Source organism: Enterobacter sp. CPE_E863, assembly GCF_046521465.1.
In the GTDB taxonomy this organism is placed as follows: domain Bacteria; phylum Pseudomonadota; class Gammaproteobacteria; order Enterobacterales; family Enterobacteriaceae; genus Enterobacter; species Enterobacter adelaidei.
The window spans coordinates 2,894,949-2,911,575 of record NZ_JBKFZX010000001.1 but is presented as its reverse complement, the minus strand read 5'-3'; the positions used below and the strand labels follow the sequence as shown (position 1 = coordinate 2,911,575).

Genomic DNA, 16,627 nt, shown 5'->3' with positions numbered 1-16,627 from the left:
AGCTCCATCAGCAAAAGGGGATGATAAGTTTATCACCACCGACTATTTGCAACAGTGCCCCTTCGGAAATCTTCACGTCCGACATCATCATGCACATCAAAGAACCCGGCCGTGCCCCGCAGGACCTGCTGGTAGGTGGCCATGCGGTTCTCGATGCGCTCAGCAGCCTCCCGGGCGCGGAAGTCGAAGTAGACCTGTTGTCGTTGATCGACGGACTCGACGATGAGTTGGTAAAGCACTACGGTGGAGCACAGGCCGCTCAAAAAAACCACAAGAGGGATTAGCCTCGGCGACAGTCGGCTTGGTTTGCCAGAGGGGATCATTCGCTATGCCGTCTTGTTGATTTCCCAAAGCTTAAACTTAAAATCTACTGGATTTGACCCCATAGGTCCAGACACTTTTTCCCGCTTAGGATTGTGATACCCGACTGCGCAGAAATTCCCGGGGTGAACGGTATCCCAAGGCGCTGTGCGGGTGGTGCTCGTTATAATGCTCAAACGCGATAGCCAAATTGCCTACCGCTGTTCGGCTATCCGGTTTTGGGTAATGGTGCCAACTTACTGATTTAGTGTACGATGGTGTTTTTGAGGTGCTCCCGTGGCTTCCATCTCCATCAGTTGTCCCTCCTGCTCAGCTACTGAAGGCGTGGTGCGTAACGGTAAAAGTACTGCCGGACATCAGCGCTATCTCTGCTCTCACTGCCGTAAAACATGGCAACTGCAGTTCACTTACACCGCTTCTCAACCCGGTACGCACCAGAAAATCATTGATATGGCCATGAATGGTGTTGGATGCCGGGCAACCGCCCGCATTATGGGCGTTGGCCTCAACACGATTTTACGTCACTTAAAAACTCAGGCCGCAGTCGGTAACCTCGCGCATACAGCCGGGCAGTGATGTGATTGTCTGCGCTGAAATGGACGAACAGTGGGGCTACGTCGGTGCTAAATCACGTCAGCGCTGGCTGTTTTACGCGTATGACAGGATACGGAGGACGGTTGTGGCGCACGTCTTCGGTGAACGCACTCTGGCCACACTGGAGCGTCTTCTGAGCCTGCTGTCGGCCTTTGAGGTCGTGGTATGGATGACGGATGGCTGGCCGCTGTATGAATCCCGCCTGAAGGGAAAGCTGCACGTAATCAGCAAGCGTTACACTCAGCGAATTGAGCGGCATAACCTGAATCTGAGACAACATCTGGCAAGGCTGGGACGGAAGTCACTGTCGTTCTCAAAATCGGTGGAGCTGCATGACAAGGTCATCGGGCATTATCTGAACATAAAACACTATCAGTAAGTTGGAGTCATTACCCCGGTTCTAAATGAAATAAGTATTTCTATATATTTCAGTAGGTAACCAATAATTAAATCGCTCACTATTCATACTGGTGTAAAACCCTGCATGCCGTGTATTATTTGGTTTTTGTGTTAGTTATCCACATTAAGTTGATTCTTAGGTTGATGTTCAACGTAATGAGTTGCTATTAACTACGGCTTTGTTGAATAAATCGAACTTTTGCTGAGTTGAAGGATCAGATCACGCATCCTCCCGACAACACAGACCATTCCGTGGCAAAGCAAAAGTTCAGAATCACCAACTGGTCCACCTACAACAAAGCTCTCATCAACCGTGGCTCCCTCACTTTCTGGCTGGATGATGAGGCGATTCAGGCCTGGTATGAGTCGGCAACGCCTTCATCACGAGGAAGGCCCCAGCGCTATTCTGATCTCGCCATCACCACCGTTCTGGTGATTAAACGCGTATTCCGGCTGACCCTGCGGGCTGCGCAGGGTTTTATTGATTCCATTTTTGCCCTGATGAACGTTCCGTTGCGCTGCCCGGATTACACCAGTGTCAGTAAGCGGGCAAAGTCGGTTAATGTCAGTTTCAAAACGTCCACCCGGGGTGAAATCGCACACCTGGTGATTGATTCCACCGGGCTGAAGGTCTTTGGTGAAGGCGAATGGAAAGTCAGAAAGCACGGCAAAGAGCGCCGTCGTATCTGGCGAAAGTTGCATCTTGCTGTTGACAGCAACACACATGAAGTTGTCTGTGCAGACCTGTCGCTGAATAACGTCACGGACTCAGAAGCCTTCCCGGGCCTTATCCGGCAGACTCACAGAAAAATCAGGGCAGCCGCGGCAGACGGGGCTTACGATACCCGGCTCTGTCACGATGAACTGCGCCGCAAAAAAATCAGCGCGCTTATTCCTCCCCGAAAAGGAGCAGGTTACTGGCCCGGTGAGTACGCAGACCGCAACCGTGCCGTTGCTAATCAGCGGCTGAGCGGAAGCAATGCACGGTGGAAATGGACAACGGAATATAACCGTCGCTCGATAGCGGAAACGGCAATGTACAGAATGAAGCAGTTGTTGGGAGATTCACTGACGCTGCGTGACTACGATGGTCAGGTAGCGGAAGCTATGGCCATGGTGCGTGCGTTGAACAGGATGACAAAGGCTGGGATGCCAGAAAGCGTGCGTATTGCCTGAAAATCCAGCCAGCTACAGGGTCGTTCGCACGAAATCTTATTTATTCAACAAAGCCGCAAAGAGAGTAAACTTTCAGATGTCGAGCGATTGAGAAGACGGTAGGTTAATACAGCGCTTTTTAGACCCGCGGCAGCCCCGGCAAGTGAAATTGCATCGAGAGCGGTATTGGTTGCGGTATACCACTCCTGGGAATCCATCCACGCTATATAGTCATTATGATTCATGGCAATAAGTGACAATCGGCCAAGCCCGTTTGCACACTGAATTCCTGTTGCCACACCACCGGCGACAATCACAGCGGCAACAGCGCCGGAGGAGCCTGCGGTGAGAGGAATGGCCATACCTGCACCTGCGGCGAGGACGACAGTAAGAATTGCGGCTCCGCAAGAAATCGCCGTAGAACCGATCTCGGTCGCTAATGAAGGTGACTGAATCGTAGTCGTCGTAGCCTGGATGGGATTATTCGAAGAGGCATTCACTTTAGTTATGACTACATGACTTACCGAGCTTTCGTTTGGTGTTGCAATCCGTCTTGAGGGTCTTACCAGCCACTGGCGCGCACCGTCTGAATAGATGATCCCAACCTGACTAAAGTTTCGGCTGCAGTCCAACTGACTGGCAAGGGCGGTGAAATTTATATCGCCACCGGAGGCAAGACCAAGACTGCGTGCGAGTTCGTAATCCGGAATATCCTTTGAAATCTGACCAGGAAATGCCATGTTGTCTCTCCATCCATGTGAAATCGTATAGTGCTAAGAAATCAAGAGTAAAGGGCATGTCATGGTTGGGGGTTAGGAATTCTCCGAATAGCATGCCTTTCTGCCAGATCCAACAAAAAGTGCGATGTATGTCATATCCCCCTGATTTTCACAAAAGGTGTTCCCGCAGACGCAGCCCCGACTCTACACTCTTCATACGGTGGGTCTTTGCAGTTTAAATCTTAATAAGTGGACTGAATTTTACAAAAAAATAAGCCCGCGTAAGGGAGATTACGCAGGCTAAGGAGGTGGTTCCTGGTACAGCTAGCATTTATGGGTTATGTTTTTCAGCGCTGAGGATAATACCCGTATTGAACGAAGCGGTATGTGATCCGATTCTAAGAATTATCCCAGCGTGAAAAAATTCCCCTGATTAACTATTTGCTGTGTGGGTTTCGGGTGCTTTCGCCATCGAAATTACGCATCAGCAGTGCGAACTTCAGCTCCACCTCTTCCGGAACCGGCAACCAGACGGTATGACCGTCACCCGGTGCAACTTCAATCGCTTCGCCTTTACCGTTTTCCAGGTGTTCCAGCGTGAAGTTCATGTTGCCCTGCGGGGTCATCAGCTCCAGGCTGTCGCCTTTGGTGAACTTGTTTTTCACCGCCACAGCCGCCAGCGCGCCTTTGCGCTCGCCGGTGAAGTCACCGACAAACTGCTGGCGCTCGGAAACGGAGTAGCCGTGCTCGTAGTTCTGGTAGTCGTCGTGGGTGTGACGGCGCAGGAAGCCTTCGGTATAGCCGCGATGCGCCAAGCCTTCCAGGGTTTCCAGCAGGCTGGTATCGAACGGTTTACCGGCTGCTGCATCGTCGATGGCCTTGCGGTAGACCTGGGCGGTACGCGCGCAGTAGTAATAGGATTTGGTGCGGCCCTCAATTTTCAGTGAGTGCACGCCCATCTGGGTCAGACGCTCGACGTGGGCGATGGCGCGCAGATCTTTTGAGTTCATGATGTAAGTGCCGTGCTCGTCTTCAAAAGCGGTCATGTACTCGCCCGGACGTTTGGCTTCTTCAATCATAAACACGCTGTCGGTTGGCGCGCCGATGCCCAGCGTAGGCTCAACGTTGGTCACCGGAATCGGCTCATGCTTATGAACGATGTTGCCGATGTCATCTTCTTTACCTTCCTGGACGTTATACTCCCAGCGGCAGGCGTTGGTGCAGGTGCCCTGGTTCGGGTCGCGCTTGTTGATATAACCGGAGAGCAGGCAGCGGCCGGAGTAGGCCATGCACAGCGCGCCGTGAACGAAGATTTCGATTTCCATATCCGGCACCTGGGTGCGGATCTCTTCGATCTCTTCCAGCGAAAGCTCGCGGGACAGAATAACGCGGGTCAGTCCCATCTGTTTCCAGAACTTCACCGTCGCCCAGTTAACGGCGTTAGCCTGTACGGAGAGGTGAATATCCATCTCCGGGAAGTGCTCCCGAACCAGCATGATTAAACCCGGGTCCGACATGATCAGCGCGTCCGGCCCCATATCCACCACCGGCTTCAGGTCACGGATGAACGTTTTCAGCTTGGCGTTGTGCGGCGCGATGTTCACCACCACGTAGAATTTTTTACCCAGAGCATGCGCTTCGTTGATGCCAAGCTGGAGGTTTTCGTGGTTGAATTCGTTGTTGCGCACGCGCAGCGAGTAGCGAGGCTGGCCCGCGTAGACAGCATCGGCACCATAAGCGAAAGCGTAACGCATATTTTGCAGCGTTCCCGCCGGGGAAAGGAGTTCCGGTTTAAACATGTTTGTTCTCGTTCTGATGACAGGTCAGATCCGCGTACACCCGGTGCAGCGGTAAGGGGAGATCCCCCACTTTAAGGGCGGGCATTGTAGCGCTGCGGGACGGGGAGGTAAAGCGCCGGGGCGTTACGCCACTAACCCGGCGAGTATAAACTGTGTCAGGCGTTGTCTTTTACGGTCTGGCTCGGACCATTAGTTTTCACTGATGCAATGCCCTTATCCCGCGATTGCTCAGATGCGTACATCTGGCTGGTGCCAATTACCTGATGATTGCCCGCTTTGAGGTTGAAATAAAATTTGCCGTTAGAGGCTGTTTTCTTCTCATAACGTTCCTCCAGCGGGCTGTTTGAGCGCACGGAGGCAATACCGTTCTCAGCGGCACTTTTGGTGGTGTACAGCTCACTGGTAAGAATGGTTTCTGCGTTCCCTGCTTTAAGAACAAACCTGAACTGACCATCACTGCTTTTGCTTAATTCGAACCAACCAGACATAAGAACTCCTTGATCGAAAGTGAATTTATCAGTGCCGATGATAAATAAACGCATCGGTAAAGAGAGTATGGTTGATTATCGTGTGGATTCCAGAAATGAAAAACCCGCCGGTGGCGGGTTTGATAGCGAAAATGTCACGCAATCCTGCATGCATCCGCTTCCCATCTATACCCCACGCCATACACCGCGCGAATAAACGACTGCTCGGCATCCAGCGCTTCCAGCTTACGGCGCAGGTTCTTGATATGGCTGTCGATGGTGCGGTCGGTCACCACCCGGTAATCGTCATACAGGCGGTTCAGCAACTGTTCGCGGGAGAAGACTTTCCCCGGCTCGTGGGAGAGGGTTTTCAGCAGGCGGAACTCAGCAGGGGTCAGGTCCAGCATCTTGTTACGCCAGCTCGCCTGAAAACGGCTTTCATCCACAATCAGCGGACTTTCTGCGTCCAGCACCTGCAGTTCACGATGAGGCTTGCAGCGGCGCAGAATGGTTTTCACGCGGGCGACGACTTCACGTGGGCTGTAGGGTTTACAGATGTAATCATCTGCACCGATTTCGAGCCCCAGCAGGCGGTCAATCTCTTCAATTTTGGCAGTGACCATGACGATGGGCACGTCGGAGAAGCGACGAATTTCCCGGCACAGGGTCAGGCCATCGGTACCGGGGAGCATCAGATCCAGCAGGATCAGGTCCGGCGGCGTCTGGCGCACGTACGGCAGCACCTGGTCGCCATGATTAATCAGCGACGGGGCATAGCTTGCCGCGCGTAAATAGTCGATCAGTAACTGCCCAAGTTTCGGCTCATCTTCCACAATCAAAATGCGCGGCGTGTTTTCGTCAATCGGTAACTCGGTCATGCTTCTCTCGATAAATCCCGTTCCAGAGGTAACTCTACTGTAATGCTAACCCCGCCAAAAGGCGAATGGGCGGCGCGGATCGTGCCATTATGCGCCTCAACGATGTTAACGCAAATTGCCAGTCCCAGACCGGAACCGCCGCTGGCACGGTTGCGCGAGCCTTCGGTACGGTAGAAACGCTCAAACAGTTTTTCCAGCTGTGCGTCCTGCACGCCGGGGGTGGAATCGGCAAAGGTTAGGGCAAAGTTCCCGTTTTCCTGTTTGCCGGAGATATGCAGCCCGCCACCGCTGTCGGTGTAGCGCAGGCTGTTTTCCAGCAGGTTGTTGAAAAGCTGCATCAGCCGGTCTTTGTCGCCAAACACCACCGCGCTGTCTGGCAAGGAGAGATCAATTTTCAGATTGCGGCTGGCAAAACGTTCCCTGAAAGCACCGGTGGTGACTTCCAGGACGCTAATCACGTCGACGGGCGCTTTCTGGTAGGCCAGCGCCCCTTCGTCGGACATAGAGAGCTGGTGGAGGTCATCCACCAGTTTGGTGAGCGTGCCCACTTCGGCCTGCAATGAGGCCACCGATTCAGGCGTGAACTGGCGTACACCATCCTGAATGGCCTCCAGCTCGCCGCGCAGCACCGCCAGAGGGGTGCGCAGCTCGTGCGAAATGTCGGCCATAAAATCGCGGCGCATCTGCTGGTTTTTCTCCAGGGTACTGGCGAGCTGGTTAAAGTCCTGAGCCAGCTTACCCAGTTCATCCTGGCTGCGGGTATCGACGCGGGTCGTGAAATCCCCGGCGGCCAGCTTGTGCGTGCCCTCCACCAGCCGTTTCACCGGGGCGAGCAGACCGCGCGCCAGCGGGAAGGTGGCAAGCGCGGCGAGCAGGGTGGAGAGGGCGACAATCAGCCAGCTTGTCCGACGCTGCTGACGGTCAAAGTTAATATCGGTATTACGCGTCAGGCGCTCCACCGGCGAGGCGATAACCCAGCCGACGGTAGCGTTATTCACTTTGATCGCACGACGGGTGCCGTCCGGCGGAATCGGCGCGCGCGGGCCAACCAGCGGGCGCATATCCTGATCGATCACCCAGAACTGCGTGCGCCAGCCGTGCGGGGGCATGCCAGGCCCAGGGCGATCGTCACCGGTGTCATGCTCAAGCGAGCGCAAGATCTGGAAAATAAAGCGGTCGTTGTTGCGCAGAAAACGCCAGTTGCCGTGCTGGGCGTACTGTTCACTCAGCGCATCGCTTAAGCCCTGTAAACGCTGTTCATTGCCATGCTTGATGTAATCAATAAAACCGCGCTCAAAGCTGATCCGCACGGCCCAGTGCATGGTGATCAGCAGGACAATACAGGTGGCAAATATTGCGACAAAGAGCTTACCGGTAATGCCCGGTCGCCAGAATTTCATGATTCACTCCTTTTACTGCGCCGGATAACGACATTCTGGCTGGTATCATCAGGCACTCTGGCGAAGATGAAAGCGGGCAGGGCGATGATGACCGCCATGCTGAGATAGGTGTATAAAAAGACCTGATGCGCGACCGGGGTATCAACGCTGAGATGGTGTTGTCCGTACATACCGAGCAGTAAACCCGCTACGGTGACGCCCACGCTCATCGACAGTTGCATAACCATCGACAGCAGGCTGTTGCCGCTGCTCGCCAGATCGTCCGGCAGGTCCTTCAGCGTCAGCGTGTTCATCGACGAGAAGCGCATGGAGTTAATGATCCCCTGGCAGAACAGCACCAGCGGCAGAACGTAGTACCAGCCCATCAGCGCCACGGCCATAAACAGCAGGCTGACCAGCCCCAGACCCAGCGTGGCGGTTACCAGCACGTGACGGTAGCCAAAGCGGTTCACTACCTGCACCACGATTCGCTTCATTCCCATGCTACCGAGCACCATCGGGATCATCATCAGGCCCGCGTGGAACGGCGAAAATCCCATCCCGATTTGCAGGAAAACGGGTGTCATAAACGGCAGCATGCCGCTGCCGACTCGCCCGGCGAAGCTGCCGAACAGGCCAAGGCGATAGGTCGGGTTTTTAAACAAGTTCAGGCTGAACAGCGCTTTATCGTTACGTCTGGCGTGCCACAGGTACCACAGTATGGCGGTAACGCCGAGCGCGATCAGGAGCCCGAGCGTCAGGGGCGAAATCCCAAGACCTTTTTGTCCGTCGAGTGCCAGCGTCAGCGTTGCCATTCCTCCCGCCAGCAGGATAAAACCAAAGAAATCAAAGCGTCGGGTTTGCATGGTGTAGTTAGGCATCAGCATCAGCGTGGCAATGGCACCGATGATGCCAACAGGAAGGTTGATTAAGAATATCCAGTGCCAGGACGCGTATTCCACCAGCATACCGCCCAGCGCCGGGCCCAGCAGCGGCCCCACCTGACCGGGAAGGGTCACAAAGGTCATTGCCGCCATGTATTGCTCACGTGGAACAATTTTCATAACTGTTAACCTTCCGACGGGGACCATCATCGCCCCGCCAACGCCCTGCAACACCCGCGCCATGATTAGCTGGTCGAGGGTGTTGGCCTGAGCGCAAAACAGCGAACCCGTGGTAAACAAGACGATCGCGGTAAAGAAGATATTCCGCACGCCGACTTTGTCCGCCAGCCAGCCGCTGGCCGGCAGCATCACCGCAACCGTCAGTACGTAGGAGACAATCACCATATGCATATGCAGCGGACTCTCTCCCAGACTTTTCGCCATCGAGGGGAGGGCGGTATTGACGATGGTCGTGTCCAGCGACTGCATAAAGAAGCCGAAGGCGACAATCCATAGTTGCCAGCGAACGTTAGCGGGGAGGTCGGTCATTTATTCGGTCACCGTAGTTCTGTTTTTCCGCGAAAAACGCAGTCGCAGACGGTCAAAGAACAGATAGACCACCGGCGTGGTGTACAGCGTCAGCAGCTGGCTCATGACCAGACCGCCGACAATGGTGATCCCCAGCGGCTGGCGCAGCTCTGAGCCGTCTCCGCCCGAGATAACCAGCGGCAGCGCGCCAAACAGCGCCGCCAGGGTGGTCATCATGATCGGACGAAAACGCAGCAGACAGGCCTGGTATATCGCCTCTTCTGGCGACAGGTTGCCGTTACGCTGAGCATCCAGCGCGAAGTCCACCATCATGATCGCATTTTTCTTCACAATGCCGATTAATAGCATGATCCCGATTAAGGCGATTAAGCTGAATGGCGCACCAAACAACTCCAGCGCAAGCAATGCCCCGACACCTGCCGACGGCAGCGTCGAGAGGATCGTCAGCGGATGAACGTAACTCTCATACAGTACGCCAAGCACAATATAGACCGTGGCAATGGCGGCCAGGATCAAAATCACCTGCGAGTTCATTGTGTCCTGGAATACCTGCGCCGTTCCGGCAAAGCTACCGCGTACGGTAGACGGCACGCCAAGCTGTGTCATCGCGCGGTTGATCGCATCACTGGCCTCGGAAAGTGATGAACCGGCTGGCAGGTTAAAGGAGATGGTCGATGCTGCCGACAACCCCTGATGGTTCACCGACAGCGGCGCGTTGGCAGGCCGCCAGCTGGCAAAGTATGAGAGCGGTATCGCCTTGCCGTCGTTATTGATTACAAACATTTTATCCAGGGCACTAATGTCCTGGGTGTAACGCGGATCAACTTCCATCACCACTTTATACTGGTTCATCGGCTGATAGATGGTGGAGATCTCGCGCTGACCGAAGGCATTGTTCAGCAGGCTGTTGGCGGCTTCAACATTAATGCCCAGACGTGACATGGTCTCGCGGTCGTAGGTCAGGGCCATCTCTGCACCGTTGTCCTGCTGATCGGAATTCACGTCCGCCAGCTCCGGCAGGGCGGCCAGCGCCTTGCGGATCTTCGGCTCCCACTCGCGCAGGGCCGCTAAATCATCAGAGAGCAGCGTGTACTGATAGCTGGCATTCGCCTGACGCCCGCCAACGCGGATATCCTGAACGGCCATCAAAAACAGATTGGCACCGGGCTCTTTGGCGAGTTTCACCCTAAGACGGTCAATCACCTGCTGGGCGGTTTCGTTGCGCTCTCCGCGCGGTTTCAGAGTAATAAACATCATCCCGCTGTTGACGCGCGACCCGCCTGTAAAGCCGGTGACGTTATCCACGGCTTTGTCTTCACGAATGATCTTCATAAAGTCCTGCAGCTTGCCGCGCATCGCCTGGAACGAAATGCTCTGGTCAGCCTGAATACCGCCCATCAACACCCCGGTATCCTGTTCCGGGAAGAAGGTTTTCGGGATGGTGATGTACATCCAGACGTTGAGCACAATGGTACCGATGAGCACCAGGCCGACCAGGCGGGTATGGTTCAGCACCCATTTCAGTGATTTGCCGTAGCGCTCCTGTATGGCCATCAGGATGCGACCAAAGCCTTTACGGCGCGGCTGCGAGTGCGGTTGGCTGCGTTTTAACATCCAGCCGCACATCATTGGCGTGAGCGTAAGGGAGATGATCAGCGAAATACCGATAGCGACGGAGAGGGTGACGGCAAACTCCCGCAGTAACCGGCCCGGCAGCCCGCCCATCAGCAGCAGTGGCAGGAACACCGCCACCAGCGACAGGCTCATGGAGAGCACCGTAAAGCCCACCTCGCGCGTTCCCTGAAGCGCCGCCTGTAGCGGTTTGACACCTGCTTCCAGATGGCGGGATATATTTTCCAGCACCACGATGGCGTCATCGACCACAAATCCCGTTGCGATGGTCAAGGCCATCAGCGACAGGTTGTTGAGGCTAAAGCCACACAGATACATGGCGGCAAAGGTACCAATCAGCGACACCGGTACGGCGACTGCCGGGATCAGCGTCGCGCGGCCGGATCGCAGGAACAGGAAGACCACCAGGATCACCAGCGCGACGGAGATAACCAGGGTTTGCTCCACCTCTTCAAGCGAGGCGCGAATGGTTGGGGAGCGATCCTGGGCAATCTGCAAATTGATCTCAGCCGGGATCGTCTCCTGCAACACCGGAAGACGCGCGCGAATGCTGTTCACCGTCTCAATAATGTTGGCTTCCGGCAGCTTGCGGATCATCAGCAAAATCGCCGGTTTGGCGTTGGTCATCCCGGCGTTACGCACGTCCTGCACCGAGTCCGTGACGCTGGCCACGTCGCTTAAACGTACCGCTGCACCGTTGTTATAGTGGACGATCAGCGGCTGATATTCGGCGGCAGTTTTTAGCTCGTCGTTCGTCTGGATCTGCCAGCGATGGCTGTTGTTCTCGACGGCACCCTGCGGTTTACGGACGTTGGCAGTGCTGATGGCGGAGCGCACGTCGTCCAGCGACACGCCCTGGTTGAACAGCGCCTGTGGGTTTAAGCCCACGCGCACGGCGGGCAGGGAGCTCCCGCCGACGCTCACGTCACCGACGCCGTTAATTTGTGAGATTGTCTGCGCCAGCTGGGTAGACGCAAAGTCGTAAAGCTGCCCCTGCGAGTAGGTATCCGAGGTCAGCGTCAGGATCATGATCGGCGCGTCGGACGGGTTTGCCTTGCGGTAGGTCGGGCGGCTCGGCATTCCGCTCGGGAGCAGGCTTTGCGCGGCGTTAATGGCGGCCTGCACGTCGCGTGCCGCACCGTTAATATCCCGATCGAAGCTGAACTCCAGAATGATACGCGTGCTGCCTAGCGAGCTGCTGGAGGTCATCTCATTAATTCCGGCAATCCGCCCGAGTGAACGTTCCAGCGGTGTGGCGACTGACGAGGCCATCGTTTCCGGCGATGCGCCAGGCAGCGAGGCGCTAACCATGATCACCGGAAAATCTACCTGCGGCAGGGGAGCCACCGGCAGCAGCCGGAAGCCCAGTACGCCGCAAAGGGTGATGGCGAGCGAGATTAAAATCGTCGCCACCGGGCGATAAATGAAGAGAGCGAAAAACTTCACTTATGCCTCCTCTTCACGTTTCGGGAAGCGGCTTTTGGTCCACAGCGCCAGGCGGTCGAACAGCAGGTAGATCACCGGCGTGGTGAAGAGGGTCAGCACCTGGCTCACCAGCAGACCGCCGACCATGCCGATCCCCAGAGGACGACGCAGCTCCGCGCCGACGCCGGCACTGAGCATCAGCGGCAGCGCGCCCAGCAGGGCGGCCAGGGTGGTCATCAGGATCGGACGAAAACGCAGCAGGCAGGCCTGGAAAATCGCATCGCGCGGGTTCATCCCCTGCTCGCGCTCGGCAGCAAGAGCAAAGTCGATCATCATAATGGCGTTTTTCTTCACGATCCCGATAAGCAGGATGATGCCGATAATCGCAATCACATCCAGCTCGCTACCCGCCAGCATCAATGCCAGCAGAGCCCCGACACCTGCCGTCGGCAGGGTAGAGAGGATGGTGATCGGATGGATAAAGCTTTCATACAGCACGCCGAGCACGATATACATTGCGACCACCGCCGCGACAATCAGCCAGATGGTGTTGCCGAGCGCCGCCTGAAACGCCAGCGTACTGCCCTGGAACTGGGTCTGAATATCGGACGGGAAGCTCAGCGTTTTCTCTGCGGCCAGAATCGCTTCCACGGCTTCGCCAAGAGAATAGTTATCCGGTACGTTGAAAGAAATGGTGGTGGACGGGAACTGGTCCAGATGGTTAATCGACAGCGGGGTATAGCGCTCTTCCACGGTCGAGATGGCGCTTAATGGCACAATTCCCCCGTCTTTGCTGGTCAGGCGTACCGAGTCCAGCCCCGCCAGGCCAGGCGTGTGCTCGGTGTTGTGCTCCAGCACCACGCGATACTGATTCGCCTGAGTGTAAATCGTGGAGATCAGTCGCTGCCCAAAGGCGTTATACAGCGCGTTATCGACGTCTGCCATCGTGATGCCCAGACGGCTGGCGGTGTCACGATTCACATTCACATACGCTGCCAGACCTTTGTCCTGCCAGTCGCTGCTGACGTCAGAGAGCTGCGGCAGGGTTTTTAGCTTATCCACCAGCTGCGGTACCCAGGTGCTGAGGGCATCAAGCGTGGTGGCCTGCAGCGTGAACTGGTACTGGGTGCGGCTGACCTGGGTATCAATGGTCAAATCCTGAATCGGCTGCAGATACAGTTCCACGCCAGGCACGCGCGCCACGGACTCTTGCAGACGTTCAATCACCGCGTTTACGCGATCGTCGCGCTGACTCAATGGCTTAAGGTTGATCTGCAGACGTGCGCTGTTCAGAGAGGGGTTGGTGCCATCCACGCCGACATAGGAGGTCAGGCTCTCCACCGCCGGATCTTTCATGATGATCTCAGATACCTGCTGCTGCCGCTGGGCCATGTTAGCGAAGGAGACCGACTGCGGTGCCTGAAGCGTGCCCTGAATAATGCCGTTGTCCTGAACCGGGAAAAAGCCCTTCGGGATCACGATCCACAGTAAGACGCTGAGCGCCAGCGTACCGAGTGCCACGCCGAGCGTTGCCCACGGATGGTTGAGCACTTTCGCCAGCAGACGTCCGTACGCCGCGATAATACGTTCAAACATGCGTTCGGAGGCGCGGGAGAAACGGTTTTGCTTGCGCAGGGACTCATGGCTTAGCATGCGGGCGCACATCATCGGGGTCAGCGTCAGCGAGACGACCGCAGAAATCAATATGGCGACAGCAAGGGTCACGGCAAACTCGCGGAACAGACGGCCGACGATATCGCCCATAAACAGCAGCGGGATCAGCACCGCAATCAGCGAGAAGGTCAACGAGATAATGGTAAAGCCGATCTCACCCGCACCTTTTAGCGCGGCCGCCAGCGGTTTTTCCCCTTTCTCGATATAGCGCGAGATGTTCTCGATAACCACGATGGCATCATCCACCACGAACCCGGTGGCGATGGTGAGCGCCATCAGCGTCAGGTTATTGATTGAGAAATCGAGGAACACCATCACCGCAAACGTCCCCACCAGCGAGAGCGGGACGGCGACGGCGGGAATGATGGTTGCCGGAACGTTGCGCAGGAACAGATAGATAATCATCACCACCAGCGCAATCGCCAGCATCAGCTCGAACTGGGTGTCGGTGACCGACGCGCGAATATTCGTGGTACGGTCGGAAAGCACCTTCACGCTGACCGATTTCGGCAGGCTTTCGATCAGCTGTGGCAGCATGGTGCGAATGCTGTCTGCGGTTTCAATGATGTTTGCGCCCGGCTGACGCTGGACGTTCATCACGATCGCCTGCTGTTTGTTGGCCCAGGCACCCAGCCAGCTGTTTTCCGCTCCTTGTTCGACGGTCGCCACATCACCCAGACGCACCGGCGCACCGTTCTGGTAGGCGATAATCAGCTGACGGTATTCATCGGCGGACTGCATCTGGTCGTTCGCGGAGAGCGTAACGGCACGGGTTGGTCCGTCCAGCGAGCCCTTCGCCGAGTTGACGTTAGCATTGCTGATGGCGCTGCGAATGGTTTCGCTGGTCAACCCCAGAGCGGCAATCGCCTGGGCGTTGAGCTTCACGCGTACCGCCGGGCGTTGCCCGCCCGCCAGCGTGACGAGGCCAACGCCGGAAACCTGAGAAATCTTCTGCGCCACGCGGGTTTCGACCATATCTTCCACCTGCGTCATCGGCATGGCGGAGGAGGTCACGGCCAGCGTCATGATCGGCGGATCCGCCGGGTTCACTTTGCTGTAGACCGGTGGATTAGGCAGGTCTGACGGCAGCAGGTTGGTGGCCGCGTTGATGGCGGCCTGTACCTCCTGCTCGGCGACATCCAGTGACAGCGTCAGTTGGAACTGGAGCGTCACGACGGATGCGCCACCGGAACTCTGGGAGGACATCTGCTTCAGGCCAGACATTTGACCGAACTGACGCTCCAGCGGCGCGGTAATGGCTGACGTCACCACGTCCGGGCTGGCGCCAGGATAAAGCGTTACCACCTGAATGGTGGGGTAATCCACTTCCGGGAGCGCCGAAACGGGCAGAAAGCGATAGCCGATAATCCCGGCCAGCAGAATTGCCACCATCAGCAGCGTGGTAGCGACGGGACGTAAAATGAACAGGCGTGACGGCCCACCTGTCGAGTCTGGAGGCATGACCTGCATCAGGCTTTCTCCCCTTGTTTCGCAGGCTCAACCACTTCCACTTTCGCCCCTTCGGTCAGACGGTCAATGCCGTCGGTGACCACGCGGTCGCCCGCGGAAAGTCCGGCGCTGATGACCACCATCTGGCTGTCCTGAATCCCGGTTTTCACCAGATGTTTACTGACTTTATTGTCGCTGTTCAGTACCCAGACAAAGTTCCCTTCATTACCCATCTGCAGTGCCGCCGATGGGATCACCACCGCGTTTTCTTCGGTCGCAACCAGCATGCGCGCATTGACGAACTGGTTCGGGAAGAGGGCGTCGTCCTGATTATTAAACCGTGCTTTGAGCTTGATGGTGCCGGTGGTGGTATCGATCTGGTTGTCCAGACTGAGCAGGGAACCTTCGCTGAGTTTCTGCTTGTTGGTACGGTCCCAGGCTTCCACCACCAGGCCTTTACCGGCTTTTTGCGCCTGCACCACGGTCGCAATGTCGCTTTCCGGCAGGGTAAAGACTAAATCAATCGGGTGGGTTTGGGTGATCACTACGATGCCCGTGGTGTCGCCACTTGAGATTTGGTTACCGATATCGACCTGCTTCAGGCCCACGCGCCCGTCAATCGGCGCGGTGATGCGGCTCCAGTCCAGCTGCAGCTGTGCACTGGCGACGGCAGCTTCATCGGCTTTAGTGGTGCCCTGCGTTTCGCTGACCAGCGACTGCTGGGTGTCCAGCTCCTGCCGCGATACCAGGTTGGTTTTGACCAGCTGCTGGTAACGCGCTAAATCGCGCCGGGCATTGGCGAGCGTGGCGTTGTCCTTTGCGAGCTGTCCCTGCGCCTGGGCCAGCGCCACCTTGAACTGGCTCGGGTCGATTTCCGCCAACAGATCGCCCGCTTTGACCTGCTGACCTTCCTGGAAGTGAATGGCCATCAGCTGGCCGTCGACGCGACTGCGTACTGTTACGGTGTTGGCGGCGGTAATCGTCCCAAGACCTGTAAGATAGCGCGGAACGGCTTTATTCACTGCCGTAGCTGCCTGTACAGGTGCCAGCGCACCGCCGCGCATACCGTGACGCCCTCCGCCCGTCGGGCGCTGTGGCTGGCTGGTGGCACCCGCGGGTGCTGCGGAGTTTGCGGATTGACTGTGCCAGTACCAGGCGGCGGCAAGAACCACCACAATGATGCCAGCGGCGATTGCCCAGCGGGATTTATTACGGCCTTTCATCGTTATACGTTCTCATCCTGAATACTTCGGGGAATGATACTAGTTTAGTCAGGTAACACAGCGGAAAAATGGAGGAAATA

General features: G+C 56.4%; 12 protein-coding genes and 1 pseudogene. 3 read left to right on the top strand and 10 right to left on the bottom strand.

Going from position 1 to position 16,627, the window contains the following annotated elements; translation table 11 throughout:
* Positions 1 to 20 precede the first annotated feature (20 nt).
* On the top strand, positions 21 to 284 hold the full coding sequence (locus ACLHV8_RS14405; RefSeq protein WP_410376971.1) for a hypothetical protein: 264 nt from the start codon (positions 21 to 23) through the stop codon (positions 282 to 284).
* Between the two features lie 83 nt (positions 285 to 367).
* On the opposite strand, the pseudogene ACLHV8_RS14400 reads toward ACLHV8_RS14405, so the two are convergent.
* Positions 368 to 543 (bottom strand): annotated as a pseudogene (locus ACLHV8_RS14400) (integrase core domain-containing protein); the annotation flags it as partial.
* Between the two features lie 54 nt (positions 544 to 597).
* On the opposite strand from ACLHV8_RS14400, the gene ACLHV8_RS14395 reads away from it, so the two are divergent.
* Positions 598 to 1,294 (top strand): IS1-like element IS1X4 family transposase gene (locus ACLHV8_RS14395; RefSeq protein ID WP_101416779.1). Its coding sequence is split into 2 segments (ribosomal slippage): positions 598 to 851 and positions 850 to 1,294, totalling 699 coding nucleotides; the frame shifts between segments, so codons are not numbered across the junction.
* 227 nt (positions 1,295 to 1,521) lie between these two features.
* Positions 1,522 to 2,490: an IS5 family transposase gene (locus ACLHV8_RS14390; protein WP_000654811.1), complete on the top strand. Its 969-nt coding sequence runs from the start codon at positions 1,522 to 1,524 to the stop codon at positions 2,488 to 2,490.
* Between the two features lie 44 nt (positions 2,491 to 2,534).
* Here the strand turns inward: ACLHV8_RS14390 and ACLHV8_RS14385 are convergent, their stop codons facing one another.
* The 9 genes from ACLHV8_RS14385 to ACLHV8_RS14345 all read right to left on the bottom strand — a co-directional run bounded on the left by ACLHV8_RS14385 (position 2,535) and on the right by ACLHV8_RS14345 (position 16,547).
* A complete protein-coding gene (locus ACLHV8_RS14385) occupies positions 2,535 to 3,209 on the bottom strand; it encodes a hypothetical protein (RefSeq protein ID WP_208594247.1) in 675 nt (224 codons plus the stop codon).
* 416 nt (positions 3,210 to 3,625) lie between these two features.
* Positions 3,626 to 4,987, bottom strand: a complete 1,362-nt coding sequence (gene yegQ / locus ACLHV8_RS14380; protein WP_128347475.1) for a tRNA 5-hydroxyuridine modification protein YegQ — start codon at positions 4,985 to 4,987, stop codon at positions 3,626 to 3,628.
* A 155-nt stretch (positions 4,988 to 5,142) separates the two neighbouring features.
* Complete coding sequence (locus ACLHV8_RS14375) at positions 5,143 to 5,475, bottom strand: YegP family protein (protein ID WP_108090776.1); 333 nt, start codon at positions 5,473 to 5,475, stop codon at positions 5,143 to 5,145.
* Between the two features lie 134 nt (positions 5,476 to 5,609).
* Complete coding sequence (baeR, locus tag ACLHV8_RS14370) at positions 5,610 to 6,332, bottom strand: two-component system response regulator BaeR (protein WP_028016354.1); 723 nt, start codon at positions 6,330 to 6,332, stop codon at positions 5,610 to 5,612.
* A complete protein-coding gene (gene baeS / locus ACLHV8_RS14365) occupies positions 6,329 to 7,732 on the bottom strand; it encodes a two-component system sensor histidine kinase BaeS (protein WP_028016355.1) in 1,404 nt (467 codons plus the stop codon). Before baeS ends, baeR begins: the two co-directional genes overlap by 4 nt.
* Positions 7,729 to 9,144, bottom strand: a complete 1,416-nt coding sequence (locus ACLHV8_RS14360) for an MFS transporter (protein WP_208594248.1) — start codon at positions 9,142 to 9,144, stop codon at positions 7,729 to 7,731. Before ACLHV8_RS14360 ends, baeS begins: the two co-directional genes overlap by 4 nt.
* The gene (gene mdtC / locus ACLHV8_RS14355) at positions 9,145 to 12,222 is read right to left on the bottom strand and encodes a multidrug efflux RND transporter permease subunit MdtC (RefSeq protein ID WP_208594249.1); all 3,078 of its coding nucleotides are present in this window, start codon (positions 12,220 to 12,222) and stop codon (positions 9,145 to 9,147) included.
* A complete protein-coding gene (locus ACLHV8_RS14350) occupies positions 12,223 to 15,345 on the bottom strand; it encodes an MdtB/MuxB family multidrug efflux RND transporter permease subunit (RefSeq protein WP_208594250.1) in 3,123 nt (1,040 codons plus the stop codon).
* Positions 15,345 to 16,547, bottom strand: coding sequence for an MdtA/MuxA family multidrug efflux RND transporter periplasmic adaptor subunit (locus ACLHV8_RS14345; protein ID WP_208594251.1), 1,203 nt, complete (start codon positions 16,545 to 16,547; stop codon positions 15,345 to 15,347). The genes ACLHV8_RS14350 and ACLHV8_RS14345 overlap by 1 nt, the downstream gene beginning before the upstream one ends.
* Between the last annotated feature and the right edge of the window lie 80 nt (positions 16,548 to 16,627).

Bases quoted from the DNA above. Each gene is read 5' to 3' on its own strand.
- ACLHV8_RS14405 (WP_410376971.1), top strand. From the start codon at position 21: ATGATAAGTTTATCACCACCGACTATTTGCAACAGTGCCCCTTCGGAA.
- ACLHV8_RS14385 (WP_208594247.1), bottom strand. From the start codon at position 3,209: ATGGCATTTCCTGGTCAGATTTCAAAGGATATTCCGGATTACGAACTC.
- yegQ (WP_128347475.1), bottom strand. From the start codon at position 4,987: ATGTTTAAACCGGAACTCCTTTCCCCGGCGGGAACGCTGCAAAATATG.
- ACLHV8_RS14375 (WP_108090776.1), bottom strand. From the start codon at position 5,475: ATGTCTGGTTGGTTCGAATTAAGCAAAAGCAGTGATGGTCAGTTCAGG.
- baeR (WP_028016354.1), bottom strand. From the start codon at position 6,332: ATGACCGAGTTACCGATTGACGAAAACACGCCGCGCATTTTGATTGTG.
- baeS (WP_028016355.1), bottom strand. From the start codon at position 7,732: ATGAAATTCTGGCGACCGGGCATTACCGGTAAGCTCTTTGTCGCAATA.
- ACLHV8_RS14360 (WP_208594248.1), bottom strand. From the start codon at position 9,144: ATGACCGACCTCCCCGCTAACGTTCGCTGGCAACTATGGATTGTCGCC.
- ACLHV8_RS14350 (WP_208594250.1), bottom strand. From the start codon at position 15,345: ATGCAGGTCATGCCTCCAGACTCGACAGGTGGGCCGTCACGCCTGTTC.
- ACLHV8_RS14345 (WP_208594251.1), bottom strand. From the start codon at position 16,547: ATGAAAGGCCGTAATAAATCCCGCTGGGCAATCGCCGCTGGCATCATT.